This window comes from Sphingobium sp. B11D3B (assembly GCF_025961735.1).
Taxonomy (GTDB): Bacteria; Pseudomonadota; Alphaproteobacteria; order Sphingomonadales; family Sphingomonadaceae; genus Sphingobium.
On record NZ_JAOQOF010000001.1, the window covers coordinates 3,443,086 to 3,468,719 of the forward strand.

At 65.5% G+C, this 25,634-nt stretch carries 28 protein-coding genes and 1 tRNA gene; 12 read left to right on the forward strand and 17 right to left on the reverse strand.

Going from position 1 to position 25,634, the window contains the following annotated elements:
- Positions 1–49: 49 nt before the first annotated feature.
- Positions 50–2,926, reverse strand: a complete 2,877-nt coding sequence (locus M2333_RS15915; protein WP_264612405.1) for a TonB-dependent receptor — start codon at positions 2,924–2,926, stop codon at positions 50–52.
- A 138-nt stretch (positions 2,927–3,064) separates the two neighbouring features.
- The gene (gene pdeM / locus M2333_RS15920) at positions 3,065–3,790 is read right to left on the reverse strand and encodes a ligase-associated DNA damage response endonuclease PdeM (protein WP_413716509.1); all 726 of its coding nucleotides are present in this window, start codon (positions 3,788–3,790) and stop codon (positions 3,065–3,067) included.
- Between the two features lie 118 nt (positions 3,791–3,908).
- Between pdeM and M2333_RS15925 the strand changes: the two genes are divergently transcribed.
- The gene (locus M2333_RS15925) at positions 3,909–4,757 is read left to right on the forward strand and encodes a rhodanese-related sulfurtransferase (RefSeq protein WP_264612406.1); all 849 of its coding nucleotides are present in this window, start codon (positions 3,909–3,911) and stop codon (positions 4,755–4,757) included.
- Here the strand turns inward: M2333_RS15925 and M2333_RS15930 are convergent.
- The 6 genes from M2333_RS15930 to M2333_RS15955 form a co-directional block, all read right to left on the reverse strand.
- Positions 4,713–5,771 (reverse strand): retroviral-like aspartic protease family protein, encoded by a 1,059-nt coding sequence (locus tag M2333_RS15930; RefSeq protein WP_264612407.1) that lies wholly within the window; start codon positions 5,769–5,771, stop codon positions 4,713–4,715. The genes M2333_RS15925 and M2333_RS15930 overlap by 45 nt on opposite strands.
- 73 nt (positions 5,772–5,844) lie before the next feature.
- Positions 5,845–8,268 (reverse strand): ligase-associated DNA damage response DEXH box helicase, encoded by a 2,424-nt coding sequence (locus tag M2333_RS15935; RefSeq protein WP_264612408.1) that lies wholly within the window; start codon positions 8,266–8,268, stop codon positions 5,845–5,847.
- Between the two features lie 49 nt (positions 8,269–8,317).
- Positions 8,318–8,521, reverse strand: coding sequence for a hypothetical protein (locus M2333_RS15940; protein ID WP_264612409.1), 204 nt, complete (start codon positions 8,519–8,521; stop codon positions 8,318–8,320).
- Between the two features lie 275 nt (positions 8,522–8,796).
- A complete protein-coding gene (gene pgmG, locus M2333_RS15945) occupies positions 8,797–10,179 on the reverse strand; it encodes a phosphoglucomutase/phosphomannomutase PgmG (RefSeq protein WP_264612410.1) in 1,383 nt (460 codons plus the stop codon).
- Positions 10,180–10,220: 41 nt separating this feature from the next.
- Positions 10,221–10,649, reverse strand: coding sequence for a molecular chaperone DnaJ (locus M2333_RS15950; protein ID WP_264612411.1), 429 nt, complete (start codon positions 10,647–10,649; stop codon positions 10,221–10,223).
- Between the two features lie 3 nt (positions 10,650–10,652).
- Complete coding sequence (locus tag M2333_RS15955) at positions 10,653–11,453, reverse strand: division plane positioning ATPase MipZ (RefSeq protein ID WP_181558565.1); 801 nt, start codon at positions 11,451–11,453, stop codon at positions 10,653–10,655.
- Between the two features lie 110 nt (positions 11,454–11,563).
- Between M2333_RS15955 and panC the strand changes: the two genes are divergently transcribed.
- Positions 11,564–12,406: a pantoate--beta-alanine ligase gene (gene panC, locus M2333_RS15960; protein WP_264585801.1), complete on the forward strand. Its 843-nt coding sequence runs from the start codon at positions 11,564–11,566 to the stop codon at positions 12,404–12,406.
- A gap of 111 nt (positions 12,407–12,517) precedes the next feature.
- On the forward strand, positions 12,518–12,814 hold the full coding sequence (locus M2333_RS15965) for a sel1 repeat family protein (RefSeq protein ID WP_181558567.1): 297 nt from the start codon (positions 12,518–12,520) through the stop codon (positions 12,812–12,814).
- Positions 12,815–12,820: 6 nt separating this feature from the next.
- On the opposite strand, the gene M2333_RS15970 is transcribed toward M2333_RS15965, so the two are convergent.
- From M2333_RS15970 to M2333_RS15985, 4 genes are all read right to left on the reverse strand, one after another.
- The gene (locus tag M2333_RS15970) at positions 12,821–13,966 is read right to left on the reverse strand and encodes a GNAT family N-acetyltransferase (protein ID WP_264612412.1); all 1,146 of its coding nucleotides are present in this window, start codon (positions 13,964–13,966) and stop codon (positions 12,821–12,823) included.
- Between the two features lie 156 nt (positions 13,967–14,122).
- The gene (locus M2333_RS15975) at positions 14,123–14,590 is read right to left on the reverse strand and encodes a RidA family protein (RefSeq protein WP_264571932.1); all 468 of its coding nucleotides are present in this window, start codon (positions 14,588–14,590) and stop codon (positions 14,123–14,125) included.
- Between the two features lie 42 nt (positions 14,591–14,632).
- Positions 14,633–15,271 (reverse strand): HAD family hydrolase, encoded by a 639-nt coding sequence (locus M2333_RS15980; protein WP_264612413.1) that lies wholly within the window; start codon positions 15,269–15,271, stop codon positions 14,633–14,635.
- Positions 15,268–15,537 carry a DUF3572 domain-containing protein gene (locus M2333_RS15985; RefSeq protein ID WP_264579831.1) on the reverse strand — a complete coding sequence of 90 codons (270 nt, stop codon included), beginning with the start codon at positions 15,535–15,537 and terminating at the stop codon, positions 15,268–15,270. Before M2333_RS15985 ends, M2333_RS15980 begins: the two co-directional genes overlap by 4 nt.
- A gap of 83 nt (positions 15,538–15,620) precedes the next feature.
- Here M2333_RS15985 and M2333_RS15990 point away from each other — a divergent pair, with 83 nt between their 5' ends.
- The gene (locus tag M2333_RS15990; RefSeq protein WP_264612414.1) at positions 15,621–16,004 is read left to right on the forward strand and encodes a response regulator; all 384 of its coding nucleotides are present in this window, start codon (positions 15,621–15,623) and stop codon (positions 16,002–16,004) included.
- A gap of 125 nt (positions 16,005–16,129) precedes the next feature.
- On the opposite strand, the gene rpmG is transcribed toward M2333_RS15990, so the two are convergent.
- Positions 16,130–16,297: a 50S ribosomal protein L33 gene (rpmG, locus tag M2333_RS15995; RefSeq protein WP_181558573.1), complete on the reverse strand. Its 168-nt coding sequence runs from the start codon at positions 16,295–16,297 to the stop codon at positions 16,130–16,132.
- 278 nt (positions 16,298–16,575) lie between these two features.
- Between rpmG and M2333_RS16000 the strand changes: the two genes are divergently transcribed.
- Positions 16,576–16,893, forward strand: coding sequence for a hypothetical protein (locus tag M2333_RS16000; RefSeq protein WP_181558574.1), 318 nt, complete (start codon positions 16,576–16,578; stop codon positions 16,891–16,893).
- Between the two features lie 162 nt (positions 16,894–17,055).
- On the forward strand, positions 17,056–17,547 hold the full coding sequence (locus tag M2333_RS16005; RefSeq protein WP_181558575.1) for a Dps family protein: 492 nt from the start codon (positions 17,056–17,058) through the stop codon (positions 17,545–17,547).
- Between the two features lie 104 nt (positions 17,548–17,651).
- Here M2333_RS16005 and M2333_RS16945 read toward each other — a convergent pair whose 3' ends face one another.
- Positions 17,652–18,470: a cold-shock protein gene (locus M2333_RS16945; protein WP_319801314.1), complete on the reverse strand. Its 819-nt coding sequence runs from the start codon at positions 18,468–18,470 to the stop codon at positions 17,652–17,654.
- Between the two features lie 268 nt (positions 18,471–18,738).
- On the opposite strand from M2333_RS16945, the gene M2333_RS16020 reads away from it, so the two are divergent.
- The 5 genes from M2333_RS16020 (at position 18,739) to rpoN (ending at position 23,074) form a co-directional block, all read left to right on the forward strand.
- Positions 18,739–19,356 carry a ribonuclease D gene (locus tag M2333_RS16020; RefSeq protein ID WP_181558577.1) on the forward strand — a complete coding sequence of 206 codons (618 nt, stop codon included), beginning with the start codon at positions 18,739–18,741 and terminating at the stop codon, positions 19,354–19,356.
- On the forward strand, positions 19,349–20,038 hold the full coding sequence (lptC, locus tag M2333_RS16025) for an LPS export ABC transporter periplasmic protein LptC (protein WP_264612415.1): 690 nt from the start codon (positions 19,349–19,351) through the stop codon (positions 20,036–20,038). The genes M2333_RS16020 and lptC overlap by 8 nt, the downstream gene beginning before the upstream one ends.
- 11 nt (positions 20,039–20,049) lie before the next feature.
- Entirely contained in the window at positions 20,050–20,592 is a 543-nt protein-coding gene (locus tag M2333_RS16030; RefSeq protein WP_264574928.1) for an LptA/OstA family protein, read from the forward strand.
- A 173-nt stretch (positions 20,593–20,765) separates the two neighbouring features.
- Positions 20,766–21,533 (forward strand): LPS export ABC transporter ATP-binding protein, encoded by a 768-nt coding sequence (lptB, locus tag M2333_RS16035; protein WP_264612648.1) that lies wholly within the window; start codon positions 20,766–20,768, stop codon positions 21,531–21,533.
- Between the two features lie 41 nt (positions 21,534–21,574).
- Positions 21,575–23,074 (forward strand): RNA polymerase factor sigma-54, encoded by a 1,500-nt coding sequence (gene rpoN / locus M2333_RS16040; RefSeq protein WP_264577305.1) that lies wholly within the window; start codon positions 21,575–21,577, stop codon positions 23,072–23,074.
- 9 nt (positions 23,075–23,083) lie between these two features.
- Here the strand turns inward: rpoN and M2333_RS16045 are convergent, their stop codons facing one another.
- Positions 23,084–23,269 carry a DUF1328 domain-containing protein gene (locus M2333_RS16045; RefSeq protein ID WP_264571939.1) on the reverse strand — a complete coding sequence of 62 codons (186 nt, stop codon included), beginning with the start codon at positions 23,267–23,269 and terminating at the stop codon, positions 23,084–23,086.
- Positions 23,270–23,492: 223 nt separating this feature from the next.
- Here M2333_RS16045 and M2333_RS16050 point away from each other — a divergent pair.
- Positions 23,493–23,583, forward strand: a tRNA-Ser gene (locus M2333_RS16050).
- A gap of 28 nt (positions 23,584–23,611) precedes the next feature.
- Here the strand turns inward: M2333_RS16050 and M2333_RS16055 are convergent.
- Together M2333_RS16055 and M2333_RS16060 are read right to left on the reverse strand one after the other, a co-directional pair.
- Entirely contained in the window at positions 23,612–24,388 is a 777-nt protein-coding gene (locus tag M2333_RS16055; RefSeq protein ID WP_264571334.1) for a helix-turn-helix transcriptional regulator, read from the reverse strand.
- A 24-nt stretch (positions 24,389–24,412) separates the two neighbouring features.
- Positions 24,413–25,582: an MFS transporter gene (locus M2333_RS16060; RefSeq protein WP_264612416.1), complete on the reverse strand. Its 1,170-nt coding sequence runs from the start codon at positions 25,580–25,582 to the stop codon at positions 24,413–24,415.
- Between the last annotated feature and the right edge of the window lie 52 nt (positions 25,583–25,634).

A 25,634-nucleotide genomic window follows, 5' to 3' on the forward strand; every position in this document is an offset into this window, starting at 1 on the left:
GAAGGGCGCGGCTCGCACCGCGCCCTTCCGTCGTTCCGGCTATGCCCGCTCAGAAGCGGCTGCGCACCGTGATGCCATAAGTGCGCGGCTCGGCGAGATAGGCCGAGAAGAGCTGGTTTGACATGGCGCCGAACCGACCCAGTTGGGCGCGCGACTGGTGATTGGGGCTGGAGCTTTGCAGCGGGCTGTTGAAAGCGACCTGGCTATAATCGCTGTCGAACAGGTTCTGCGCCCACAGCTCGATGGCCCAGGCCTGTCCGGGACCGCGCAGGCCGATGCGGGCATTGGTGACGATGTAGCCATCCTGCGCCTTTTCCGGATAGAGGTCCGAGCCGGTGTTATAGTCGCCGGTGATCCGGTTATCGACATAGACGAGGCCGCTGAAGCCGCCGCCCAGCTCCGGTGTCCAGGCAATGCTGCTGGTCGCCACCCAGCGCGGCGCGTTGCTGTTATCCTGCCCTTCGAGCAGGAACAACGCAGGATCGAGCGGCACCGAGCCATCCGCATTGCCGACAAGCTGGTCGGCAAACTTGGCGCGGGTATAGGTCACGCCCGCCGTGGCCCGCAGGGAGCGGACCGGCTGGACATAGGCCTCGATCTCGACGCCCTGGCTGATGAGGCCGGGCTTGGTCTCGGCGCAGGTGCCGTTCGCGGCCTTGGCGCCATCGCAGCCATTGATGTTCTGGACGACGAAGCTGGTGCCGTTGAAGGTGTTGAGCTGGAAGTTGCTGAACGCCTGCCGGAAGGCGGCGAGGTTGAAGCCCCATTCGCGGCGCGCATATTTGAGGCCGATCTCGTAAGCGTCCACCGTCTCCGCGCCGAAGGCGAGGCTCGCCGCATCGGCATTGCTGCGTGGCGAGAAGTAAGTGATCGGCGCGATGCCGGTGCCGACCCCGGTATTGCCCAACTCGAACCGGTCCAGATTGTAGCCGCCCGCCTTATAGCCGCGCGAATAGCCGCCATAGACCATCAGGCCGCCGCCGACCTTGTAGGAGAGAACGGCAGTTCCGGAGAATTTGCCCTCGGTCTGCCGGTCCTGCAGGTCGAGCGTGTTGAGGCCGGTGCTGGCATTGCCCAAGCAGCCGAGCGTCAGGATGCCGCCGGCCAGCTGCGCGGCCGAGCCGAGCGCCGGATTGGTCGCGATGCCCGGCAGGGCGGAGGCCTGTAACGCGGCGCAGGTCGCGTTGTTATTGTTGAGATCGCCCGAGAAGCGCTTGGTCTCGCGCGTGTAGCGCACGCCCAGGGTCAGATCGAGCGCATCGGTCAGGTGGATGATGTTGTGGGTGAACAGCGCCCAGTTCTCGCTGCGCTGATAATAGCGGCTGTCGGTATCGCCAGCGCCGTTGGGGATGGTCGCCAGCGCGGTGAGGCCGGTGCCGAGGCCGCCCGAAATCGCGCCCGCCTGCGCTGTCGCGGTCGCATTGGCCACCGTCGGCGAGGCACCCTGGCTGATCGCCCGGGCGTAGATGGAGGCATAAAGGCCAGCATTCAGACTGGCTTGCGTCGCGCTGATCAGGTTGCCCACGTCCGGCGTGAGCGCGTTGCCGTCAATCGGCGCAGCGCACAGGCTCAGCTGGGCGGGTGAGAGGTTGCTGGCGGCGCCGGTGCCGGCCATCAGGCGGCAGGCAGCGAAGCGGCCATAATCAGCACCGAAGCGGATATTGTCGCGCAGGGTCAGTTTCTCATTGGCGTAATAGCCGCCCACCAGCCAGTCGAGCATGCCGCCCAGCGCCGAGCCCTGCAGGCGCAATTCCTGCGTGAAGGTGCGGAACTGGCGGAAGGTGCCTGGGTCACGATAGAGCAGGTCGGCGGTGGAATAATCATAATCGCCATAGTCGGATGACTTGTAGTCGCGATAGGCAGTGATGCTGGTCAGCTTGGCATTGCCGAAATCATAATTGATCTCGCCCGAGAGACCCCAATCCTCCAGCTTGCTCACATAGTCCCGGCCCGGCGTGATGCTGATGTTCCGCTGATAGGGGTTCTGGGCATAGGGCGTGGGGCCATTGGGGAAGCGCGTGCCGAGCGCGCTCAGGATCGTGACGATGCGGTTGCTGGCGTTCTGCGTATAATTGGTGGGCGAGCTGCCCACTTCCTCGCCGGTATCGATATAGACGGCGCCGCAGCAGCTTTCGTCGCGGTTGGTGTAGTCGCCGATCAGGCGGACGGAGAGCGCATCCGAGGGCTCGAAGAGCAGCTGCCCGCGCAGGAAATAGCGGTTGCGGTCATTGGTGTCGCCGATCTTGGCGCCCGAGGCATCCACGATGTTCAGGAACCCGTCGCGCCGCGAATAGACGCCGTCGATGCTGGCGGCGATGGTCTCACTGAGCGGGCCGGTGATCCGGCCGGCGAGCCGCCAAGCTTCATAATTGCCGAAGCTGGCTTCCGCGCTGCCGCCCCACTGGAATTCCGGCGCCTTGCTGACGATGTTGAGCAGACCGGCCGAGGCATTGCGCCCGAACAGCGTGCCTTGCGGGCCGCGCAGCACTTCCACCCGCTCGATCTCGCCGAGATCGGTCAAGCCCGCGCCCGTGCGGGAGCGATACACGCCGTCGATGAACACCGCGACGGAGCTTTCCAGACCCGGATTGTCGCCCACCGTGCCGACACCACGGATGCGCGCGGCGCCATTGGCTTCCGATCCGGTGGAGGAGACGAGCAGCGAGGGCGCAAGCTGGTTGAGCTGGCGAATGTCGTTCGCGCCGCTGTTCTGCAGCGATTGGGCGGTCACGGCTGAGACGGCGATCGGCACATCCGACAGCGGGCTGGCGCGCCGCGTGGCGGTGACGATGATTTCGCCCATATTCCCTTCATCGCCGCTCTGCGCCGCAGCATCGCTGGCGTCCTGAGCAAAGGCGGGGGTCGCAAGGGCGCATAGCAGTGCGGCAACACTGGCAGACGCAATGAGGGATGGCTTGGGCATCATTCGCTCTCCTGCACGTTTGTCCGGTCCGGCATTTGTGCCGGTTATTCGAGAGCATATGCCAATAGCCATGGGGCGCAACTCCCTCATTTCCGGGATTCATCGGTTTGTTGCATAAGGGTTACAGTCGGCGGAGGCCGCTTATCGCCAAAGAGCGAAACGCAGCAGCCGATCCTCCAGCGCGATAAGCGCTTCGCTGTTCCGGCCGACAAGAGAGGCGATTGCCGGTGACGCTGCGTCAAGGCCGCCGGTGAACGCCCCGAAGGCGGGTACGATAATCTTGCTGCCGCCCTTCACGAAGCAGCGCCGCGAGATATGTCGCCCGCGCAGGCTCATCCGCAACTTGGGATGAAAATGTCCGGAAATTTCCGGTCGCACCTCTCCGGGCATGGCTTCATGGCGCAATATGACGCCATCGACGAGCGCTTCTGCCCGATTTTCACCCCCCAGGGGCGAATCAACGCCCGAGGCGCCGAGGGGATCGTGATTGCCGGTGATCCAGGTCCAGCGATAGGTGGCCGTCAGCTGCGCGATCCGCGCGCGCGTCTCGCCGCTCATCCGCTCGTGCGCGCCGCCATCGTGGAAGCTGTCCCCCAGGCACCAGATCTCCCGCGGCTGGGTGAGGGCGATCACCGCCGTCAGCGCATCCAGCGTGGCGCGGCTGTCATAAGGCGGCAGCATCTGGCCGCGCCGGGCGAAGGCACTGGCCTTCTCGAAATGAAGATCGGCAACGATCAGCGCGGCCCGCTCCTGCCAAAACAGGGCGCCCTGCGGCAAAGCCTGCCAGCTTTGGCCGGCAAAGCTGAAGGACGGGCCACAGCCTGCCGCGCGCGACATGGGATGATCGATGAGCGGGGACGACCTCATGGCTCTGCTATGCCGCCGCCGCGCACAGGGCGCAATCGGGGAGTTGAACAAAAGTGGAACTTTTGCGATGGCCCGCAGGCTCTGGCTCTCCCCGCTCGGCTGGTGTAGGCGCGCGCCCATGTCGCACGAACCCGCATCCCTGCTGACCGTCGCCGCCTTCTACCGCTTCGCGCCCTTGCCCCACCCGGAGGCGCTGGCGACCGACCTGCGCGCACTGGGCGCGACGCTGAGTCTCTCCGGCTCCATCATCCTCGCGCAGGAGGGCATGAACGGCACTATCGCGGGGTCGGCCGATGCGGTGGAGCGCCTGTTCGCGCGCCTGCGCGCCGAGCCGGGCTTCGCGCCGCTGGCGCCGCGCCTGCACAGCACGGAGCGGCATCCGTTCGCGCGCTGGAAAGTGAAGGTGAAGCCCGAGATCGTGACCATGGGCCGGCCCGGTGTCGATGCGGCGCAGGGCGCGGGCACGCATGTGCCGCCGGCGCAGTGGAACGCGCTGATCAGCGATCCGGAGACGATCCTCATCGACACCCGCAATGATTATGAGGTGGCGCTGGGGCGGTTCGCCGGCGCCGTCGATCCCATGACGGCGAGCTTCGGCGACTTCCCGGACTGGTTCGATGCGCAGGCGGCGCAGTGGCGCGCGGAAGGCCGCAAGCCCCGGATCGCCATGTATTGCACCGGCGGCATACGCTGCGAGAAGTCGACGGCTTATGCCCGCGCGCAGGGTTTCGAGGAGGTCTATCACCTCAAGGGCGGCATCCTTGCCTATCTCGCGGAAGTGGAGGAGGCCGCCAGCCTGTGGGACGGCGCCTGCTTCCTGTTCGATGAGCGCGTCGGGATCACCCATGGCGAGCGGGTCGTCCCGGCCGCGCTGTGCCCGGCCTGCGGGCAACCGCTTGTCGGAGGCGCCGATGAGGGCGGCTCAGCGCCCGCTTGCGTCCGCTGCACCGGTATCGGCGAAGTCTAGCCTGCCACGCTGCCGGGCATCGCCGCCGGCGAGGTGGAAATCGACATGCCGCTGGCCGAAATCGATCGCGATCCGGTCGAACAGGCGCAGCATTCCCATGCCGAGCAGCATGGCGGGCCGCTCGCCCAGACCAAGCTCGGTAAAGGGCGCGGCATCCAGGAACAGCATGGGCACATTGTCGAGCGTCGCGTCGCCGATGGTGAGTTGGCGGACGACGGCGAACTGGGCCGGCACATCGACACCGGTGACGCTGGTCAGCACAGTGGGCGTTGGCGGCACCACCAGCCGCTTGGCCTTGAGGCTGCGGAACAGCGCCATATTGCCGACGCTCTGCTCGGCGCCGGTGTCCAGAATCACGTCTACCTTACGACCGTCCACCCGCGAGTTCATCAGGATCAGCTGGCCATAGCGGCTGCGCGCGCGCACCACGATGGCGTCCTTCTCGTCACGCACGGCGGATGAGCGGCGGCTACGGCTGATTTCCATACGGCGCTGGTTGAAGTCGAGGATGAGGCGCTTGTCCGCGAGGCTATCCAGCCCGATGATCCCCAGGCTCCCCATGTCCGCGCGAGCGATGGTGAGCGCGGCGAGCGAACTGACCGCATGATCGCCAAAGCGCAGATCGCTCAATTGAACGGATGAGACCGTGACGCGCCCGGCCATACTGATGATCTCGACCGGCCGGAGCGGCGGCAGCATCAGCCGCGTGGCCAGTTCCGTGGCGATGATGGTGCGCTGGGAGCCGGTGTCGATCATGAACGGATAAGGGCCACGCTCGCCGATCCGCACCGGCATGGTCATGCGCAGTCCCGGATCGCCGCCGATAGGCATGACCGGTTCGTTGAGGTCGAAGGTGCTGGGATCGACCGGTATCTCAGGACCACGCGGCGCGATGACGAAATGGTCGCTCGCGCTCGGGATCTGACTGGCGATGCCGAACGGCCCGGTCAAAGCCGCAGCGGCCGTGATTACAGCCTTTGCCAGGGTCAGCCGAAGCGTCGAGCCGAAAACCATCCCCAAGGTCTCCCAAGACGGGCAGCTTATCACGGTTTTGCGGTCCCGCCAAAAGGATCGGGCGCGGGCGACGCTAGCTGGGCGGCGCGTCGGGCGTCATGGCAATGCGGGCGAGCGATTCGGCCTCCGCGAGCAGGCTGTCGTCGGTCTGGGGGCCGGCCACATGCTCGCGCCCGATCATGATCAGCACCGGCACGGCCAGCGGGCTCACCCGGTCGAGCGGCTTGTGCAGCATGGTGGCGCTGGCCCGGTCGATCAGCTCACCAAGGCGCCCCACGTCAGTCATGCGCGCGCGGGCATCGGCCCAGGCGGCCTTGAGGAGCAGATGCTCCGGCTCATAGCGGCGCAGCACGTCATAGATGAGGTCGGTCGAGAAGCTCACCTGCCGTCCGGTCTTGCGCGCGCCGGGTTGCTGGCGTTCGATGAGGCCGGAGATCACCGCCACGTCGCGAAAGGCGCGCTTGAGCAGGCTGCTTTCCTCGACCCAGGCGATGAACTCGCGGTCGAGAATGTCGGCGGAAAACAGCGGGCGGGGGTCGGTAACGGGCTGCAGGCCATAGACGGCCAGCGCATAATCGTTGGAGACGAAGCCGACGGGCTTGAGGCCACGCTCTTCCATGCGGCGGGTGAGCAGCATGCCCAGTGACTGGTGCGCGTTCCACCCCTCGAAACTGTAGACCACCATGTGGTGCAGCCCCTCATGCGGGAAGGTCTCGACCAGCAACTGCTCGGGCTGCGGCAGGACGGAGCGGACCGCCTGCATCGCCAGCCATTCATGAACATCGGGCGGGAAGCGGTTCCATTGCGTCGGGTCGGCCAGGAAAGCGCGCACGCGGCCGGCCAGATGCGTCGACATCGCCATGCGCGTGCCGCCCCAGCTGGGAATGCGGGCCTGCTGCGATGTCGCCTTGACGAACAACTCGGCCTCGGTCTGGCGGACCAGCTCCAGCGAGAGGCCGGAGAAGAAGAAGCGATCGCCCGGGCTGAGCGTCGCGGCAAAGCTCTCCTCCACCGTGCCGAGCTTGCGGCCGTTGCTGAAGCGCACGTCGAGCGCCGGCTGGTCGACGATGATGCCGGCGTTGAGCCGATGCTGCTGGGCAAGGCGAGGATGGGCAATGCGCCAGAGGCCTTCGGGCGTGCGGACAAGGCGCTGGAACCGGTCATAAGCGCGCAGCGCATAGCCACCGGTGGAGACGAACTGGAGAATGTCCTCAAGCTGGGCCGCGTCCAGCCAATCATAAGGCGTGGCGGTGCGGATTTCGGCCAGTAACGCCGCAGGATCGAGCGGGCCGGCGCAGGCCAGCCCCATGATGTGCTGCGCCAGTACATCGCGCGCGCCGGGGCGGAAATCGTCGGCATCGCGCTCGCCGCTCATCACGGCGTCCCAGGCAGCCTGCGCTTCGAGATATTCGAAGCGGTTGCCGGGGATGACGATCGCCTTGCTCGGCTCATCCATCCGGTGATTGGCGCGGCCGATGCGCTGGAGCAGGCGCGAGCTGCCCTTCGGCGCGCCCATCTGGATCACGCAGTCGATATCGCCCCAATCGATGCCCAGATCGAGGCTAGCGGTGGCGACAAGGCCGCGCAGCTTGCCGGCCGCCATCGCGGCCTCCACCTTGCGGCGCGCCTCGCGGGAGAGGCTGCCATGGTGTATGCCGATGGGCAGCGTATCCTCATTCTCCGCCCACAATTCCTGAAAGATGAGTTCGGCGAGACCGCGCGTGTTGCAGAACACCAGCGTCATGCGGTGCTGGCGGATGATGTCGATCACCTGCCCCGCCGCATATTTGCCGCTGTGGCCGGACCAGGGCACGCGGTCCTGTGGCATGAGAATAGTGAGGTCCGGCGCGGCGCCCGGCTCGCCTTCGACCAGCGCTACTTCTTCCTGCGCGCCGGCCGGCGCCAGCCACCGGCGATAGGCATCGGGGTCGCCCACGGTTGCCGACAGGCCGACGCGGCGAAGTTCGGGGGCGATGCTCTGCAGGCGGGCGAGGGACAGGGCGAGCAGATCGCCGCGCTTGCCGCTCGCGAAGGCATGGATCTCATCGATGATGACGGTTTTAAGGGACGCGAAGATCAGGTCCGCATCGGGGTAGGTCAGCAGCAGGGAGAGCGATTCGGGCGTCGTGAGCAGGATGTGGGGCGGTCTGGCCCGCTGCCGGGCCTTGCGATCGGACGGCGTATCGCCACTGCGCGTCTCGATGCGGATGGGCAGGCCCATCTCACTGACGGGGGTGAGCAAATTACGCTGCACATCCACGGCCAGCGCCTTGAGCGGGGAGATATAGAGGCTGTGCAGGCCTTCTGTCGGCGCCTCCGCGAGGTCGGCCAGCGTGGGCAGGAAGCCGGCGAGCGTTTTGCCGGCTCCTGTGGGCGCGACGAGCAGAGCATGGCGCCCCGCTTGCGCTGCCTCCAGCATCGCCTGCTGATAGCGACGGACGGACCAACCCCGCCGGTCGAACCATTCGGTGATGAGGGGCGGCAGGGATGAGGTCATGTGCGCGCGCGGGGCCATGCCTTCAATGTGGATGCCCCGCCATGTTTACTCAAGCCCGCGTGGAATAGGGCTCCTTACCATCCCGGCGCTTGTCTTCACGGTCGAGACTGTCGCGCAGGTCCTTCGCGGCGCGGTCGCTTCGCGCTTCGTCGCCCAGCTTGGTGTCGCGCTTGTTGCGCCAGATTGCGTAGACCAGCACCGCGGCGAACAGGACTGGCCCGACAACGGTCATGAGGCTCCAGAGACTGCCCATGTTTCTCTCCTATTTTCCAAACCCATTAAACGCATGGGCGCTGCCTGAGTTTCGCGGCTGGCCGCGCAGCCGGTTCGGCGCCTCGCTGCGTGGCGGATGGCGGGCGTTAAGCCGAAAAAAAGGCCGCCCCGAAGGACGGCCTGGAAGTTTTAGGAGAGGATGCCTGAAAGGCAGGAACTGTATGCGTTACATACGAATTTCCTGCAATTGCGAAATGAAGAGTGTTGATTGCACAATTTGCAATCGATCTCTTCAGTCTACGCATCTGGTTGACGTTAATGCCCAGCGGCCGGACCACGCTCCAGGCCAGAAAGTGCAAGCTGTTCATCGACTTGCGCCAGCAGGCGGTCCAGCGCGTCGGCGTCGCGTGCCTCGGCGCGGGCGACCAGAACATCCTGTGTGTTGGATGCACGCAGCAGCCACCAGCCGTCCGGCGTGGTCACCCGGGCGCCGTCCGTTGCATCGATCGTTGCACCGGATTCGGCGAGTCGACGCAGCACTTCCTCGATCACGGCGAATTTGCGGCTCTCGTCGACCTGAAAACGCAGCTCCGGTGTGTTGACCATGGCCGGCATGGCGCCGCGCAGCTGCGTGACACTGCGCCCCAGCGTACCGGCCGCACGAATCAGGCGGACGGCCGCGTACAGGGCGTCGTCGAAGCCATAATATTCGTGCTTAAAGAAGATGTGCCCGCTCATCTCGCCCGCCAGCGGGCTGCCCGTCTCCTTCATCTTGGATTTGACGAGGCTGTGGCCGGTTTTCCACATCAGCGGCTTGCCGCCCAGTTCCGCCACCCGGTCGAACAACGCCTGGCTGGCCTTCACATCGGCGATGATCGTGGCGCCGGGTTCAGCGGCGAGCACCGGCTCGGCGAGAATGGCAAGAAGCTGGTCGCCCCAGATGATGCGCCCTTCGCCATCGATGGCGCCGATCCGGTCGCCGTCGCCGTCGAAGGCGAGGCCGAAATCGAGGCCCTTCTCCGCGACCAGCGCGCGCAGGTCGACGAGGTTCTTCTCCTCGGTGGGGTCGGGGTGGTGATTCGGGAAATTTCCGTCGACATCGGTGAACAGCGTGTGGTGCTCGCCGGGCAGCAGCTTCACCAGCCGGTCGATCACCGGGCCGGCGGCGCCGTTGCCGGCATCCCAGCCGATCTTGTAGGCCTGCCCGTCAAAGCCTTCCATCAGTCGGGCGACATAGCGGTCGAGAATGTCGACCTGCTCGCTGCCGGCGCTGCCCTCGACCCAATCACCGGCCGCTGCCATCGTGCCCAGACTCTGGATGTCCTTGCCGAAGAAGGGGCCTTTCTGGAGCACCATCTTGAAGCCATTGTAATTGGCCGGGTTGTGGCTGCCGGTGATCTGGATGCCACCGTCCACATCCAGCACGGCCTCGGCATAATAAAGCATCGGCGTCGGGCCGAGTCCGATGCGGACCGCGTGAATGCCGCTGTCATTGAGGCCGCGCACCAGCGCTTCTTCTAGCATCGGCGAGGAGAGGCGCCCGTCATAGCCGACCGCGACGGCCCGTCCGCCTAGCCGCGCGACGCGGGTGCCGAAGCCCCGGCCGATGGCATAGGCATCCGCCTCGCCCAGCGTTTCATCGATGATGCCGCGAATGTCATACTCGCGCAGCGTGGTCGGATGGAATTGATGCGTCATAAAAGTCCCGGAGAAGGTCGAAGGAAAGCGAAACGACTAGCTTATGTTTCTTGCGATTTTAGCAACGTATCACGCGCAGCATTGATCCGCGCGGCGAGGCCGGGCGATCCGCCGGCGTCCGGATGATTTCTGGCGATGAGCTTGCGATGCGCGGCGATGATCTCGTCGCGGCTGGCATTGATCGACACGCCAAGCAGGTCGGCCGCTTCCGCCCGGCTGAGATCGCGCGCGCTTAGCGGAGCGGGAGAGGGCGCGCGCCCGCCTGCCAGACTGTCCCCAAAGCGCAGCCACAGGCCGGAGACGGTCGCAACCAGCGCGCCTGTCACCGCCATGCCCTTGGTCATCATGATCGTGCCGATCAGCGTGCCGGCGATGCCCAGCCAGGCCGCCGGCACCTTGCGCCCGCTCTTGCGGAGGCGGTACCAGAACCAGAAGCCCAGCCCGCCCAGTGCGACAGCGAGCAGCATCATGCCTCAGGCGGCGCTCTTTTTCTGGGGAGCCCCGCCGAGCATCGGCAGCGCAAGGCCGGCGATCATCTCGCGCAGTTCCTGCCGGGCCGCCAGATGGCTGACGCCCAGCTCACCGAGATGGCCGCGATCGAGCAAAGTCAGGCCCGAGGGGAAGAGTTCGCGGAAGATCACGCGCTCGGAGAGGCCAGGAATGACGCGGAAGCCCACGCGGCGGGCGAGTTCCGAGAGCGCATCGCCGACGCGCTTCTGGTTGCGGGCTTCCATGTGATGCAGGCGGTTACGCAGCACCACCCAGTCGATCGAGGCGCCGTCGGCCTTCGCGCGGGTCTTGCGGGTCTCCCACATCAGCTCCGAGTAGAAGCTCAGCCGCTTGACCTTAAAATTCTCAGGATCGACCTGCCCGATGAGATCGAAGTCGACGAAGCTGTCGTTCATCGGCGTGACGAGCGTGTTCGCCGCCGCCGCCGCATAACGCGCCATCGGATCATCGCGGCCGGGCGTGTCGATGATGACGACCTGCGCCTGGCTGGCGGCCTTGGCGATCGCCTCGTTGAGGCCCGCCGTGCTGTCGCCATCATAGACGGCGTAGCTGGGGGAGGGCAGGTCCACCTCACGACGGCGCGCGGTCGCCTCGCGATTCTCGAGGTAGCGAGCAGAGGTGCGCTGCCGGTGATCGAGGTCGATCAGGGCCACGGACACGTCCTGCGCAGCCAGCGCGACGGCGGTGTGGACGCAGGTGGTGGACTTGCCTGTGCCACCCTTTTCATTGGCAAAGACGATGAGATGCGGCGCGGCGCTGGACATGGGTTGGATCGAAACTCTTCCTGGGTGGTTACGGCCTCTTGACCGTCCGGTCAGGACAAGCGAAGCCAGCCCCGACCTTCTCCGCCGGCCTTATCGGAGCCTCGTGCCGCGTGCAAATCTTCCGTGACCTTCCCTCGCTCAGAACCGGCCTCGCCTCGTTGCGGGCGGATGCGGGCCGCATTGCCTTCGTCCCCACCATGGGGGCACTGCACGCCGGGCACATGGCGCTGATCGCGGAAGCGCGGCGCCGGGCGAGCCATGTCGTCGCGTCGATCTTCGTCAATCCCACCCAGTTCGGCCCCAATGAAGACCTGTCGGCTTATCCCCGCCGAGAGGAGAGCGATGCCGCGATGCTGGCGCAGGCGGGCGTCGCGGCCCTGTGGCTGCCGGACGTCGCGACCATGTATCCCGCCGGCTTCACCAGCCATGTGAATGTCGATGGCCTCTCCGCCCGGCTGGATGGCGAATGGCGACCCGGCCATTTCGAGGGCGTGGCGACGGTCGTCACCAAGCTCTTCAATCAGGTCCGGCCGGACATCGCCTGTTTTGGCGAGAAGGATTATCAGCAGCTTGCCATCATCCGGCGGATGACGCGCGACCTCGATCTGGGGGTCGAGATCGTCGGCGTCGAGACGCAGCGCGACCATGATGGCCTCGCCCTCTCGTCTCGCAACGCCTATCTCACCGCCGACCAGCGCGCGCGCGCGGCCGCCTTGCCGGAGACGCTGGTGGGGGCCGGGGAAGGCATCAGCGCCGGCGAGGATGTTGCCGCCGTGCAGGCCTGGGCGATCCGCTACCTGCTCGATTCGGGCTTCGATTCGGTCGATTATTTCCTGCTCAGCGATGCTGACACGCTGGAGCCGATGACCCGGCTGGACCGGCCCGCCCGCCTGCTGGTGGCGGCGCGGATCGGCAGCACGCGCCTGATCGACAATATCCCCATCCACCCCTGAAGACATGCCCGAGCAAATCCGGGCGCAAACATCCCTTCTGCTACGTTAACCATTTCGCAAGAGCTGGCGTGCTTGGTTGCGGTATCGCGAACCTGTGTTTGGGGGGAATTCGTGGGTACAAGCATGAACAATGCCAGGGTCCTGATCGAAAGCCGCACGCGCGCCGCGCTCGGCAATGCGCAGGCCTGTTTCGATCTTGGCGTGGCCTATAGTTGCGGCACCGGCGGCCTGGCCGTCGATCTTGTCGAAGCGCATCGCTGGTTCAATCTGGCCGCACAGGCAGGCAGCCGCGAGGCACAGACCTGCCGCGCTGAAATCGCCGAGGAAATGACCGCGCGGGAAATCGCCGAGGCCCAGCGCCTCGCGCGCGCCTGGACGATCGAGACCAGTCAGCGCGTCGCGGCCTGATCGGCTTTAGCCCGCGTCTCCGCCCTTGCGGAACGGCGCGCGTTCATCCAGCCATTCGCGTTCATCCGCGACGGCGGCGGCCTCACGCTCGACGAAGTCCGCCACGGCGCGCCTGAAATCGGGATGCGGGATGTAATGCGCTGAATAGGTCGGCACCGGCCGATAGCCGCGCGAGAGCTTGTGCTCGCCCTGCGCGCCGGCCTCGACCCGGGCCAGGCCCCGCGCGATGGCGGCGTCGATCGCCTGATAATAGCACAGCTCGAAGTGGAGCAACGGCACCTCCTCGTTGCAACCCCAGTAACGCCCGTACAGTGCATCGCCGCCGATGAGGTTGAGCGCCCCGGCAATCGGCCGTCCGTTGCGATAAGCGAAAATCAGCAGAACCCGGTCTGCCATGCGCGCGCCGAGCAGGGAAAAGAAGGCGCGGGTGAGATAGGGGCGGCCCCATTTGCGGCTGCCGGTATCCTGGTAGAATTCCCAGAACGCGTCCCAATGATGTTCCTCAATGGCGTCGCCAGTCAGGTGCCGGATGTCCAGCCCGGCCTGCGCCTTGGCGCGCTCCTTGCGCAGATCCTTGCGGTGGCGGCTGGAGAGACGGGCGAGAAAATCATCGAAGCTGGCATAGCCCTCATTGGCCCAGTGGAACTGGCTGCCCTGGCGGATGAGCCATCCCGCCGCGCGGTACAGCGCGCATTCCTCCGGCGTGATGAAGGTCGCGTGCGCGGAGGACAGCTCATTCTGGTCGACCACCGCCTCGATGCCCGCGATCAGCGAGGGGCCTTTACCGGCGTCGCGCAGCAGCAGGCGCGGGCCCGGCACCGGGGAGAAGGGCGCGGCGATCTGCAGCTTGGGATAATATTGCCCGCCCGCGCGCTCCCAGGCGTCCGCCCAGCCATGGTCGAACACATATTCGCCCTGACTATGGCCCTTGAGATAGGCCGGCGCTGCGGCGATCAGCGTGCCGCTGCCGTCCTGAATGGTGATCGGCGCTGGCGACCATCCCGTGCCCGGGCCGACGCTGCCCGATTCTTCCAGGATGGAGAGGAAGTCGTGGCTGACGAAGGGATTATCCGGGCCGGCGCAAGCGTCCCACTGCGCCTTGTCCAGCGCCGCGACGGATTGGGTGAGGTGGACGGTCAGCGCGTCGCTCATGAGGACGGCGCCTCTCGGTGCGCCAATGACGGCGGAGAGCGAAACGGAGCGACGTCGTGCAGCACGTGCGGAACATGGGGCGTCTGGCGCGAAATTGCCAGTGCCTGCAGGTCCATCGCGCCCAAGGCCGCCAACATGCCGGCTGGGCGCGGTAGCTCAGTCGCGAATCTGCACGATGGCGTCGATTTCCACCGATGCATCGAGCGGCAGCACCGGCACGCTTACGGCGCTGCGGGCGTGGCGGCCGGCATCGCCGAAGATGCGGACCATCATTTCCGAGGCACCATTGGCGACCTTGGGCTGATCGGTGAACTCAGCGGTGCTTGCGACAAAGGCGCCGAGCTTCACAATGCGCTCGACCCGGTCGAGATCGCCCCCCAGCGCCGCTTTCATCTGCGCCACCAGCATCAGGGCGCAGCGTTCTGCAGCCGCGACGCCCCAATCGAGATCGCGCTCGCCGCCGATCTTGCCTTTCATCAGGGCGCCATCGGCCGCGAAGGGCAGCTGGCCACTGATGTGCAGCAGGTTGCCGGTCTGCACCGCAGCCACATAAGCGGCGACGGGGGCGGCTGCTTGCGGAAGGGAGATGTTCTCCGCGGCGAGGTGTTGGTCGATCTTGCTCATGGGCGGAGCCAGAGCATGAGGCCGCAGACGCGTCAAGACCGGCTAGGACAACGCCCCGGTGGCAATCGCGTCATACTCGTCGATGCGGGCCATGATCCATGCCTCGGCACGGTCCCAGTCGTCGATCCGCTCATGCGCCTCGCGCACCGGCTCGACATGGGGGGCGAATTCCGGCTCCCCGACCATGTGCAGCCGCCAGCATTCCGGCACGTCCCGCGCGACGGACACATGATTGGCGCCCAGATCGTCGATGAAGATGCTCAGGCCCGGCTTGCGCTCGTCCAGCAGCTTGCGCACCGCCGGTCCCTTGCCGCCGCGATTGCCGATCACCGGATAGGGGAGGCCGTGCGCATGGATCTGGTCGGCGCGGGCCTGCGCGCGTTCCTCGCCGATGTTGGTGACGATCACGATGTCCGCCCGCTTTGCGATTCGCGCCATCGCCTCCACCGCGCCGCGAATTGGCGTCTGACGATGCATTTCCGTCTCGAAGAAGGCGCCGAGCAGGGTCCAGACCAGTTCGCGCTCGATCAGGTCGCCGCTGGTCTTGTGGCGCAGCGCGCGCTCGAAGCCGCCGGAGAAGCTGAAGTCGATGCCGTGCTGCTCTTCCAGCCAGGACCGGAAGGGGACGACCATGTGCATCAGCACTTCGTCGCAATCGCTGATGATGAGCGGACGGCTCATCGGCCGAGCCGCTCGCGTGCGGCGACGAGATCGGCCGGTGCGACCGCCAGCGCCTCCGCGCAGGCCAGCAGGTCCGGCTCGTGATTGATGACGAAATCCATCAGCGCACCCAGCGTGGCGGGATCGGTCAGGGCCTGCCGCAGCGCATCCGGCTCCAGCCCGGTGAGACTGAGCATCCGTTCGGCACGGACCGAATCAGCCACAATCCATCCCACGAGGCGCAGCGCCATGGTTTCATCATCTTGAGGGATCGGATAGGTCCGCATTGTTCACCTGTATGCCGGGCAGCGGGAGGTTCTCCCCTGCGCGGCTGCAAAAATGGCTTCGTCAATCGGCATAAGGACTGTTCGTGTCAAAACGCATATTGGTTGTCGAGGACAATGAGCTCAACATGAAGCTCTTTTGCGATCTGCTCCGCGCGCATGGCCATGAGACTGAGCCGGTGCGGGACGGACGGGAGGCCTTCGCCCGTGCATCCGCCTTTCAGCCCGATCTCATCATCACGGATATCCAGTTGCCGCATGTGAACGGTCTGGATCTCATCACCTCCTTCCGCGCGGACGCGGCTTTGGCAGAGACGCCGATCATGGCAGTGACGGCCTATGCCGCGCCGGGCGATGAAGCGCGGATTCGGGAGGCAGGCGCGAATGCCTATGTCTCCAAGCCGATCTCGGTGCTCATGTTCATGAACGTCGTCAATGGGCTGATCGCGCCGACTGCGCTGGCCAGCTGAGCCTACCCGGCGCGCTATCGCCCCACTTCATCGTCACGCAGCCGCACGCAAAAAGGCCCGGATCGCGCGATCCGAGCCTGAAGCGTCATGCACAAGCGAGCGGACCGACAGGCCCGCCGTGGCACTTACTTGATCTTGGCTTCCTTGAACTCGACGTGCTTGCGCACGACGGGATCATATTTGCGGAAGGTGAACTTCTCGGTCTGCGTGCGGGGGTTCTTCTTGGTCACGTAGAAGAAGCCCGTGTCAGCGGTGCTGACCAGCTTGATCTTCACTGTGGCGGGCTTCGCCATGGCCAATTCCTCAAATAATTGAGCGACCTCCCTGCGGGCAGGTGCGGTGCGCTGACATACATGCAAAAGACGGGCTCCGCCTCTGGCGAGACCCGTTCGGCGGCGGCCAATGCGGGAAAAGCCGGCCCTTGTCAAGGGAAGGAGTCGCCGCAGTCGCCGCTCTTCGCTGCAAAACCGAAGCTTAACGATGGGCGCTTATGGTGCCGTTGTCACAAGCCTGACTCGCGAGGCTGGCAAGAACCGATTCGCGATGGACAAGGCGGGATGGGAGAATCGGGATGTATCAAGGCTCGGACCGTCTGGTTCGCGATCAGATGCTTGGCCGCATCGAGGCGCTGGAGGGGGCTTGCACGGGCCTGTCCCTCTTCTCCCTGTGCGAGCGGCTGGAAGATTTGCGGCTGTTCGCGCGCCGGCATGACTTTGCCGCGGTGGAAGGACTGGCCAGCCTGCTGGAGTCGGTGGTGGCCTATAACGGCCACCGCCAGGTCGCGCAGACCTATCTCACGCTCATGCGGGACGCTGCCCAGGGTGATTCGGCTGCGCCCCAGACTGCGCGCGTCTACCTTGCCGCGGCCGCCCTGCGGGGGTGTCGCTGATCGCTTCATTGCGCCGGCGCATAAGTGTTGATTGATTTCGTCGATCAATCTGTGCGGGCCTATCTGTTCGTCATTCCGAGTTCCATCTGGCATAAGCGGGGCGTGGGGAACGTTCGACGTTCCGAAATTTACGCCAGACACATCAACCATTGGAGGCCTTTCATGACAGACAAAGCGCTCAAGACGCCCACGGACCTGAAGGGAAATGCCATCAAGGCCGTCGCGGACGCGCTGAACGGCCTGCTGGCGGATAGCTATGCGCTTTACCTCAAGACCAAGAATTTCCACTGGCATGTCTCCGGCCCGCATTTCCGCGATTATCACCTGATGTTCGACGAACAGGCGGCCGAGATTCTTGCGACGACGGATCTGATCGCCGAGCGGATTCGCAAGACCGGCAACACTGCGCTGCGCTCCATTGGCGACATCGCCCGCAAGCAGAGCATTCAGGATAACAATGACGACTTCGTCTCCGCTGCGGACATGCTGGCGGAGCTGCGGGCCGACAATATGGCGCTGGTGGAATCGCTGCGTGCCGCCAAGGAACTGGCCGAGGCCGCCGGCGACAATGCAACCGATGGGCTGATCGACGACTGGACCGATCAGGCCGAGCAGCGGGCGTGGTTCCTGTTCGAAACGAGCCGCAACGGCTGATCCATTTGGACTGAGCCATCGCCGCGCTGCAGTTGTGGCGATGGACACACAAAAAGGGCCGGGATTTTCATCCCGGCCCTTTTTCTTGCGAAGTGAGTCGCCTGTTACTCGGACTTGGGCTCGAGATTCACGGCGGCATATTTGCCACGACGGTCGACTTCCAGTTCGAAGTCCAGACGGTCGCCTTCCTGCAGCGAAACCATGCCGGCACGCTCGACAGCACTGATGTGCACGAACGCATCGGGCTGGCCGTCATCGCGCTGGATGAAGCCGAAGCCCTTCATGGCGTTGAAGAACTTCACCGTGCCGCTGGCCCGCTCACCCGTGAGCTGACGCGACGGTCCGCCACGCTGCTCGGCCGGTGCGCGGTCTGCAGCGCGCTCGGGAACCGGGAGCGGCTCGCCGTCGATCACCAGATCGGTTGCGGAAATCTTGCCGCCACGGTCCACCAGCGTGAACTTGAGCTGCTGCCCTTCGGCGAGGCCGGTCAGGCCAGCCTGCTCGACAGCGCTGATGTGCACGAACACGTCTTCCGCACCATCGTCACGGACGATGAAGCCGAAGCCCTTCTGGGCATTGAAGAACTTGACCGTGCCGGAGCCTTCGCCAACGACCTGCGCGGGCATGCCGCCACGACCGCCGCCGCCGCCACCACCGCCACGGAAGCCGCCGCCACCGCCGCCGCCGCTGCGGAAACCGCCGCCGCCGCCACCGCCGCGGTCACCGAAGCCGCCGCCACCGCCGCCGCCGAAGCCGCCGCGATCGCCAAAACCGCCGCCGCCGCCGAAGCCGCCGCGATCACCGCCGCCGCGAGGTCCACCGTAACTGCTGCCACCATATTCCGGAAAGGCGTCGAACTGGGGTTCTCCGAAGCTGTCCCGCTTGTCCCTGCCGCGACCGCGGCGCCCTCTATCAAAACTCATGCCCTGTTAATCACTTTCGCTCGTCCACTCTCGATCCGCACCCATGCCGGACGACATGCACAGGGACTCGACCAAGGCCACACTCGGCCAAGCATCGCTATAGCGGCCTTTTTCGCAAAGCGCGAATGATTTTGGCGCAATTGCCGCGCTGAACGTCGATCCCGCTCGCGGGCGACATCGGCCCGATCCGCAGCGTTGGGGAGGCGCTCTGCCGTCTTGCCTTTTTCGGAGGTTTCCCTGGCCCGGTCATGCAGCTAAGAGGAGCGGCATGACCGTTTATTTTCATGAAGAAGACCTGCCTGCCGATGTGCTCGCGCCGGGCGCCGTTGCCATCGATACCGAGACGATGGGCCTGATCACCCCGCGCGACCGCCTGTGCGTCGTGCAGATCAGCGATGGGCAGGGCGATGAGCATCTCGTCCGCTTCTCGCCGGGGAGCAGCTATGCCGCGCCGAATCTGCGGGCGGTGATCGCCGATCCCACGCGACTCAAGCTCTTCCACTTCGGCCGCTTCGATATCGCGGCGCTTCAGCATTATCTGGGCGTGCTGGCGGCACCGGTCTACTGCACCAAGATCGCCTCGCGCATGGTGCGTACCTATACCGATCGCCACGGCCTCAAGGAGCTGGTCCGCGAGCTTCTGGGCATGGACATCAGCAAGCAGCAGCAGAGTTCCGACTGGGGCGGCCCGGTGCTGAGCGAGGCGCAGCGTGACTATGCCGCGTCTGACGTGCGCTTTCTCCACCAGTTGAAGGCGGAACTGGACATAAGGCTGGAGCGGGAAGGCCGCACGGCGCTCGCCCAGGCCTGTTTCGACTTCCTGCCGCACCGGGCGCTGCTGGATCTCGCCGGCTGGCCGGAGACAGATATTTTCGCCCATGCGTAAAGGGCGCGCCCTGCGCGGGACGTCCGGGTCCGAGGACGAGCTGGCGCCATCGGCGCTGGCGCGGGCCGAGCACAGCCGGCTGCAGCGCTGGGCCGCGCCGGGTGGGAGCCATGATCGGCTGGTGACCTTCCTCAAGCGGGTGCTGCCGCTCTCGGCCGGCGTGCTCGGTGCCTTCCTGCTGGCAGCGCCATTCACCCACCAGACCGAAGTCAGCTTCGTGCTCGACAAGAACAAGGTGGACGTGGCGAGCGAGCGAATGAAGGTGACCGAGGCGCTGTATCGCGGCGAAGATGGCGAGGGCCGGCCCTTCTCGCTGCGTGCCGGCTCTGCGTTGCAGAAGACCTCGCGCGATCCGATCGTGCAGCTCAACGAGCTTGAGGCGCGCCTGCAGATGGAAGGCGGCGGGGCCGTGGTCACCGCGCGGCAAGGCAATTACAACATCGAGAACGAGACGGTCGCGGTCAACGGGCCGATCCAGTTCCAGAGCGCCAATGGCTATCGGCTGACCACGCGCGATGTGGACATTCGCCTGCAGGAGCGGGACTTGCGCAGCCGGGGCGATGTCGAGGGGCGGATGCCGACCGGCACGTTCCGCGCCGATCATCTCAAGGCCGATCTGGAGGGGCGCACCGTCACGCTGGAGGGCAACGCCCGCTTGCGCATGGAGCAGGTCGGGCGCTAAGGGCAATGTCGATGCGCAGACCCTTCCTTCTTGTCGCTGCCGGCGCCCTGGCCGGGTCCACTCTGGTCGCGATTGCCGGCGTTGCCGATGCGCAGGTTCTGCGGGGGCACAACACGCGCGCGCCGGTGGATTTCTCGGCGGACCGTATCGAGGTGCAGGATCGCGCCGATCGCGTCGTCGTCTCCGGCAATGTGCAGGTGACGCAGGCCGGCATGACCATGACGGCGCAGCGCCTCACCGTGGCCTATCACAACACCGGCGGCATCGAGATCGATCGACTCGACGCCTCGGGCGGTGTCGTGGTGACGCGCGGCAATGAGCGGGCCAGCGGCTCGGTCGCCATTTACGATCTCAATCGCCGGCTGATCACCATGATCGGCAATGTGCAGCTCAATCAGGGCGGCAACCGCCTCACCGGCTCGCGCCTCGTCATCGATCTGGCCAGTGGCCGCTCGACGGTGGATGGCTCTGCCGCTGGCGGCGCGCCGGGCACCACCCAGTCGGGTGGTCGCGTCTCCGGCACGTTCCAGGTTCGCCAGAGCGGCGATCAGTAGGAAAAGGCCGGACGCGGCGCCAAAAAGCTTGCCTTTTTCGCTGCCTTGAACGATTCGGTCTCCATGCAATTTTCCTGCCAGATCGTGGAAGCTGCGGAGGAACGTCGGTTCGACAGGGCCGGCGATCAGGATGATCTGGAAATGAGGACAAGGCGATGAGTGAGGCAGACACGATGCGCGATCCCGCAGTCGCGGACGACACCGCCGGCGCGGCAGAGGATCATCGCCTGCAGGTCATTTCCATCGCCAAGAGCTACGACAAGCGCACCGTCCTCGCCGACGTCAGCCTGGAGGTCGGCCATGGCGAAGTCGTCGGGCTGCTCGGGCCGAACGGCGCCGGCAAGACGACCTGCTTCTATTCCATCATGGGGCTGGTGAAGCCCGATTCGGGCCGCATCCTGCTGGAAGGCACCGATATCACCGGCCTGCCCATGTATCGCCGCGCGATCCTGGGTCTGGGCTACCTCCCGCAGGAAACCTCCATCTTCCGCGGCATGACCGTGGAGCAGAACATTCTCTCGGTGCTGGAACTGGCCGAGCCGGACAAGACGGCGCGGGCACAGAAGCTGGAGACGCTGCTGGAGGAATTTGGCCTCGCCCGCCTGCGCGCCAGCTCTGCCATGGCACTCTCCGGCGGTGAGCGGCGGCGCTGCGAAATCGCGCGCGCGCTGGCGGCCAATCCGTCCATCGTGCTGCTCGATGAGCCCTTCGCCGGCATCGACCCGCTCTCGATCGCGGACATTCGCGATCTGGTGAAGGATCTCAAGACGCGCGGCATCGGCGTGCTCATCACCGATCACAATGTGCGTGAGACGCTGGAGATCGTCGATCGCGCCTGCATCATTTACGATGGCAAGGTGCTGTTTGCCGGCAGCCCCGCGGAACTGGTCGCCAATGCCGATGTCCGCCGCCTCTATCTGGGCGAGAGTTTCTCGCTGTGATGGCGGGCCGGTCGCGGACAGGCTGAGGGGCAGCACCACCCATGGCGATGGCGCCTCGCCTCGATCTTCGGCAAAGCCAGTCGCTGGTGATGACGCCGCAGCTCCAGCAGGCGATCAAGCTGCTGGCGCTGTCCAATCTGGAGCTTGAGGCATTCATCGGCGGCGAGCTGGAGCGCAATCCGCTGCTGGAAGCCGGCACGGACATCGCGCTGCCCGCGCGGGAGCAGGCCGAGCTTCCGGACGGCGTCGAGCCGCAATCGGGGCCCGACGCTCCGGCCGACGTGCTGATCGGCAAGGGCAGCGGCGAGGCGGACGGGCCGCTGGATGTCGATCACGGCGCCGAGACCTTCATCGATGATGGCCCAAGCGACCGCGCGCTGCCGGGCGGCGCGGACACTGGCCGGACATCCGGCGACTTCGGTAGTGAAGGCCCGGACTTCGACAGTTTCGCCGCGCCCGAGCAAGGGCTTTACGAGCATCTGATGCATCAGGCCGGCGCAGCGCTCTCCGGCCGGGCACTGATGATCGCCGAGCAGCTGATCGGCCAGATCGACGATGCCGGCTATCTGGAAGCGGACCTGCTGGAGACCGCCTACCGGCTGGGCGTTCCGCTGGCAGAAGTGGAGGTGGTGCTGGCCGTCATCCAGGGGTTCGATCCCGCCGGCATCGCGGCGCGGAGCCTCAGCGAATGCATCGCGCTGCAAGCCAAAGAGGCGGATCGCTACGACCCCGCCATGGCGACGCTGATCGCCAATCTCGATATTCTCGCCAAGGGCCAGATCGCGCATCTGCGCCGGATTTGCGGGGTGGACGAGGAGGATATGGCGGACATGATCCGCGAGCTGCGCGGCTATGATCCCAAGCCCGGCCTGCGCTACGCCAATGATCGGCCTGCCGCCGTGGTGCCGGATGTGCTCATCGCGCCTGCGGGTAATGGCTGGTCCGTGGAGATCAACGGTGCGACGCTGCCGCGCATCCTCGTCAATCGCCGCTATCATCACCAATTGGCGAGCGGCGCGCGGGACAAGACGTCCAAGGCTTGGGTGTCGGATTGCCTTGCCAGTGCCAACTGGCTCATCAAGGCGCTCGATCAGCGCCAGCGCACTATCCTACGGGTGACCGAGGAAATCCTGCGGCGGCAGGAGGGCTTCTTCCGCCACGGCGTTGCCCATCTGCGGCCGCTCACCCTGCGTGTGGTGGCCGAAGCGGTGGGGCTGCACGAGTCCACGATCAGCCGGGTGACGAGCAACAAATATCTGTCCTGCCCGCGCGGGACCTATGAACTCAAATTCTTCTTCACCAGCGCGATCGCCGCAGCAGATGGCGGCGAGGCCGCGTCTGCCGAGGCGGTGAAGAGCCACATTAAGCAGTTGATCGCCGACGAGCCGCCAAATGCGATCCTCTCCGATGACTCCTTGGTCGATTTGCTGCGTGAGCGCGGGTTCGACATCGCCCGACGCACGGTCGCGAAATATCGCGAGGCCATCGGGCTGGGATCGTCCGTGCAGCGGCGCCGCCAGAAAGCCCTGGGCGGGCGATAACAGCGCCGTTTAGTCGAGCACGCGGGACATGCGGCGCCCGGCAAGGATGCCGAGCACCAGGAAGATCCCGAACAGCGCAAGGGCGATGAAGAACAGCACCTTCGCAATCCCGACAAACGCCCCCGCCACGCCGCCAAAGCCCATCAGGGCGGCCGCACCGGCAATGAGCAGGCTGAGGATGGCAAGACGGATCATGACGGGCTCCTGTTGCTGACAGGGTTTTAACGTCTCGCGCCGGGCGGCGGTTCCCGGCTGGGCGGGGGAGGATGGGGCGCGCGCGCTCTCCAGGCGCAAATCGGCCGAACCCGCCCAGCCGGCGTGCCTGCGCACGAGTGGCGCGGCGTCGTCAATGTTGATGCGCAAAGGCACCTTGCGAAAGCCGCGCGACCCGGCTAGGGCGCACGGCTCCAGTGCATGCGGAGCGGTGGCCGAGTGGTCGAAGGCGCTCGCCTGGAAAGTGAGTATACGTCAAAAGCGTATCGAGGGTTCGAATCCCTCCCGCTCCGCCATTCATCGTTGAGGCTTTCATCACCCAGATCAATGCGCGGCCAGCGCACACAATTCCGGCACGCTGCTGATCCCCAGTCGCTGATAGGCGCGCTTTCGATAGGTCATGACGCTCGTTTTCGCGATACCCAGATCCAGCGCTGTTGCCTCGACCGACATGCCGGCGGTTGCGCGGGCGCAGACTTGCCGCTCGCGCCGTGTCAGATTTGGGAAGAGGTGCCGCAGTCGGCTTTCGATGTGCTGGGCGGAGGAGAAGCAGGAAAGGGCGCGCCTGCGGTTGAGGGGCAGCATCGGCAGCGCCAGGCGGGCCAGACCCACCAATGCGTCCAGCTCGCTATCCGTAAACAGGCCGGTGGAGCGATGGCGCGCGACATTGATGACGCGCCAAGCCTGTGGTCCGCGCTGGATGATCGAGACGCGCTCAACGATACCGGCCTGATCGAAGAAGCGCCTGCGGAACTCATCGGAGCTGATGTCCGGCGGCCGGATGCGCTGGATGGCAAGGTCGCTCACGCATGGCGCTGCGCTATAGGCGTCGCACACCGGGTCGATATTGTGATAATGCTGGCTGTAGGCTGGCAGCATCGCTTCCACGCGTGGCTCGCCGAAGAAATATTGCAGTTCGCTGGTTTCTCTGCCCGTCGCCTCGAACAAGTAAATTCTGCGCGCCCCACCGGTGACCGTCATCACCGAATCATGGACGGCGGTGCCGAACTGGTCGGTCCCGGCGGTTTCCAGCAAGCGTTCATAGATGGCACCCATGGAGACGGGGGCGCGCCATTCCTCGATCTTGCGGATGTAGGACATTCAGCTCTCCTGCCGCCTCTGGGATTATACCCCCTCAGTCGCGACTCCACGCCTCTTGAACACCTTCATGGCGGTCAACGCAATCGCTGCCGCGATGGCCGGCACGGCGAAGGAGGCCAGAATTGTGCTCTCCGCAATGCCCGCCTCGAGCTGCGCGCCAATCAGGACCGGCGCCGCGACCGTCCCGATGCGGCCGACACTCTTGGCCCATCCGATGCCGGTTGATCGCAAGCGGGGTGGGTAGAAGCTGGCGAGGATGACATTCACGCCGCCATAAGCGCCCAAAGCGAAGAAGCCGCAGGCTGCCAGAACGAGTTGAAGGACCAAGGCCGAGGACGCGCCCACAATCTGGCCGGCCACGAAGAAGAGCGCTGCTGCGATGAGCAAGGACGAGACGAGAACGCGAAACGCGCCGTAGCGGTCGATTAAAAGGCCCATACACAGTGCTGCAGCAATGCCTCCAAAGGAAAAGATGGACAGCGCCAAGGCTGCGAAGGCCGGCGCATAGCCGAGGCGGACGAGCAGAACCGGCAGCCAGGAGCTGAGGCAGTAGCTGACGGTCAGCATGGCAATGAAGACGAGCCACAGCATCAGTGTGCCCAGCCGATAGTCGGGCGCCAGAAGGTTCAAGGGGTTGGCCCTGGGTTGGGGCGCGTGGCTTTGCGGTGCCACATCCTCGGCGTCCCGCAGAACCAGGATGGTGATGACGGATGTCGCGAGGCAGAGCAGTCCCACCGCGCCCATCGCCACGCGCCAGCCGCCTAGTCCGGTAAAGGCGATGGCGACAATGCCCGCGATGGTGGCGCCGAGGCCGTAGCCGGTGAACAGGGAGGTAATCGCCAAGCCGCGGCGTTGAACGGGGGCGGCTGCGGTGACGATCGCCAGGCAACTCGGCAGACAGCCACCCAACAGGACGCCGGTTATCAGCCGCATCCAGAACAATTGTTCGGCGCTGTTCGCGAGGCCCGTCAAGGCTTGAGCGGCGCCAAAGCCGGCGAGGGTGAGCCCCACCGTCCACCGATCGCCGAACTTCGTGGCCAGCGGAGGAAACGCAATCAGGCCGATGCACTGGCCGATCAGGTTGGCCGAGAAGATCGGACCGAGATCGGCATCACCAAGGCCAAGCATGGGCGCGAATTCGGGAGCGAGCGGGCCCATGATCGTGTGGACCAGCCCGTCCAGAAAATAGACCATCGCGCAGATCGACACGATCAGAAGCGTCGAGGCTTTTGCGCCGGGCTGTTGG

Excerpts from the sequence above, each read along its gene's own strand:
- M2333_RS15935 (WP_264612408.1), bottom strand. The coding sequence starts at position 8,268 with ATGACCTCATCCCTGCCGCCCCTCATCACCGAATGGTTCGACCGGCGG.
- pdeM (WP_413716509.1), bottom strand. The coding sequence starts at position 3,790 with ATGAGGTCGTCCCCGCTCATCGATCATCCCATGTCGCGCGCGGCAGGC.
- M2333_RS15970 (WP_264612412.1), bottom strand. The coding sequence starts at position 13,966 with ATGAGCGACGCGCTGACCGTCCACCTCACCCAATCCGTCGCGGCGCTG.
- M2333_RS16005 (WP_181558575.1), top strand. The coding sequence starts at position 17,056 with ATGACAGACAAAGCGCTCAAGACGCCCACGGACCTGAAGGGAAATGCC.
- M2333_RS15925 (WP_264612406.1), top strand. The coding sequence starts at position 3,909 with ATGTCGCACGAACCCGCATCCCTGCTGACCGTCGCCGCCTTCTACCGC.
- lptB (WP_264612648.1), top strand. The coding sequence starts at position 20,766 with ATGCGCGATCCCGCAGTCGCGGACGACACCGCCGGCGCGGCAGAGGAT.
- lptC (WP_264612415.1), top strand. The coding sequence starts at position 19,349 with ATGCGTAAAGGGCGCGCCCTGCGCGGGACGTCCGGGTCCGAGGACGAG.
- M2333_RS15955 (WP_181558565.1), bottom strand. The coding sequence starts at position 11,453 with ATGTCCAGCGCCGCGCCGCATCTCATCGTCTTTGCCAATGAAAAGGGT.
- M2333_RS16020 (WP_181558577.1), top strand. The coding sequence starts at position 18,739 with ATGACCGTTTATTTTCATGAAGAAGACCTGCCTGCCGATGTGCTCGCG.
- rpmG (WP_181558573.1), bottom strand. The coding sequence starts at position 16,297 with ATGGCGAAGCCCGCCACAGTGAAGATCAAGCTGGTCAGCACCGCTGAC.
- M2333_RS15980 (WP_264612413.1), bottom strand. The coding sequence starts at position 15,271 with ATGAGCCGTCCGCTCATCATCAGCGATTGCGACGAAGTGCTGATGCAC.
- M2333_RS16045 (WP_264571939.1), bottom strand. The coding sequence starts at position 23,269 with ATGATCCGTCTTGCCATCCTCAGCCTGCTCATTGCCGGTGCGGCCGCC.
- rpoN (WP_264577305.1), top strand. The coding sequence starts at position 21,575 with ATGGCGATGGCGCCTCGCCTCGATCTTCGGCAAAGCCAGTCGCTGGTG.
- M2333_RS15940 (WP_264612409.1), bottom strand. The coding sequence starts at position 8,521 with ATGGGCAGTCTCTGGAGCCTCATGACCGTTGTCGGGCCAGTCCTGTTC.
- M2333_RS16060 (WP_264612416.1), bottom strand. The coding sequence starts at position 25,582 with ATGGTCTATTTTCTGGACGGGCTGGTCCACACGATCATGGGCCCGCTC.
- M2333_RS15950 (WP_264612411.1), bottom strand. The coding sequence starts at position 10,649 with ATGATGCTGCTCGCTGTCGCACTGGGCGGGCTGGGCTTCTGGTTCTGG.
- M2333_RS16945 (WP_319801314.1), bottom strand. The coding sequence starts at position 18,470 with ATGAGTTTTGATAGAGGGCGCCGCGGTCGCGGCAGGGACAAGCGGGAC.
- M2333_RS16030 (WP_264574928.1), top strand. The coding sequence starts at position 20,050 with ATGCGCAGACCCTTCCTTCTTGTCGCTGCCGGCGCCCTGGCCGGGTCC.
- M2333_RS15915 (WP_264612405.1), bottom strand. The coding sequence starts at position 2,926 with ATGATGCCCAAGCCATCCCTCATTGCGTCTGCCAGTGTTGCCGCACTG.
- M2333_RS15930 (WP_264612407.1), bottom strand. The coding sequence starts at position 5,771 with ATGGTTTTCGGCTCGACGCTTCGGCTGACCCTGGCAAAGGCTGTAATC.
- M2333_RS15975 (WP_264571932.1), bottom strand. The coding sequence starts at position 14,590 with ATGAGCAAGATCGACCAACACCTCGCCGCGGAGAACATCTCCCTTCCG.
- M2333_RS16000 (WP_181558574.1), top strand. The coding sequence starts at position 16,576 with ATGTATCAAGGCTCGGACCGTCTGGTTCGCGATCAGATGCTTGGCCGC.
- M2333_RS15985 (WP_264579831.1), bottom strand. The coding sequence starts at position 15,537 with ATGCGGACCTATCCGATCCCTCAAGATGATGAAACCATGGCGCTGCGC.
- pgmG (WP_264612410.1), bottom strand. The coding sequence starts at position 10,179 with ATGACGCATCAATTCCATCCGACCACGCTGCGCGAGTATGACATTCGC.
- M2333_RS16055 (WP_264571334.1), bottom strand. The coding sequence starts at position 24,388 with ATGTCCTACATCCGCAAGATCGAGGAATGGCGCGCCCCCGTCTCCATG.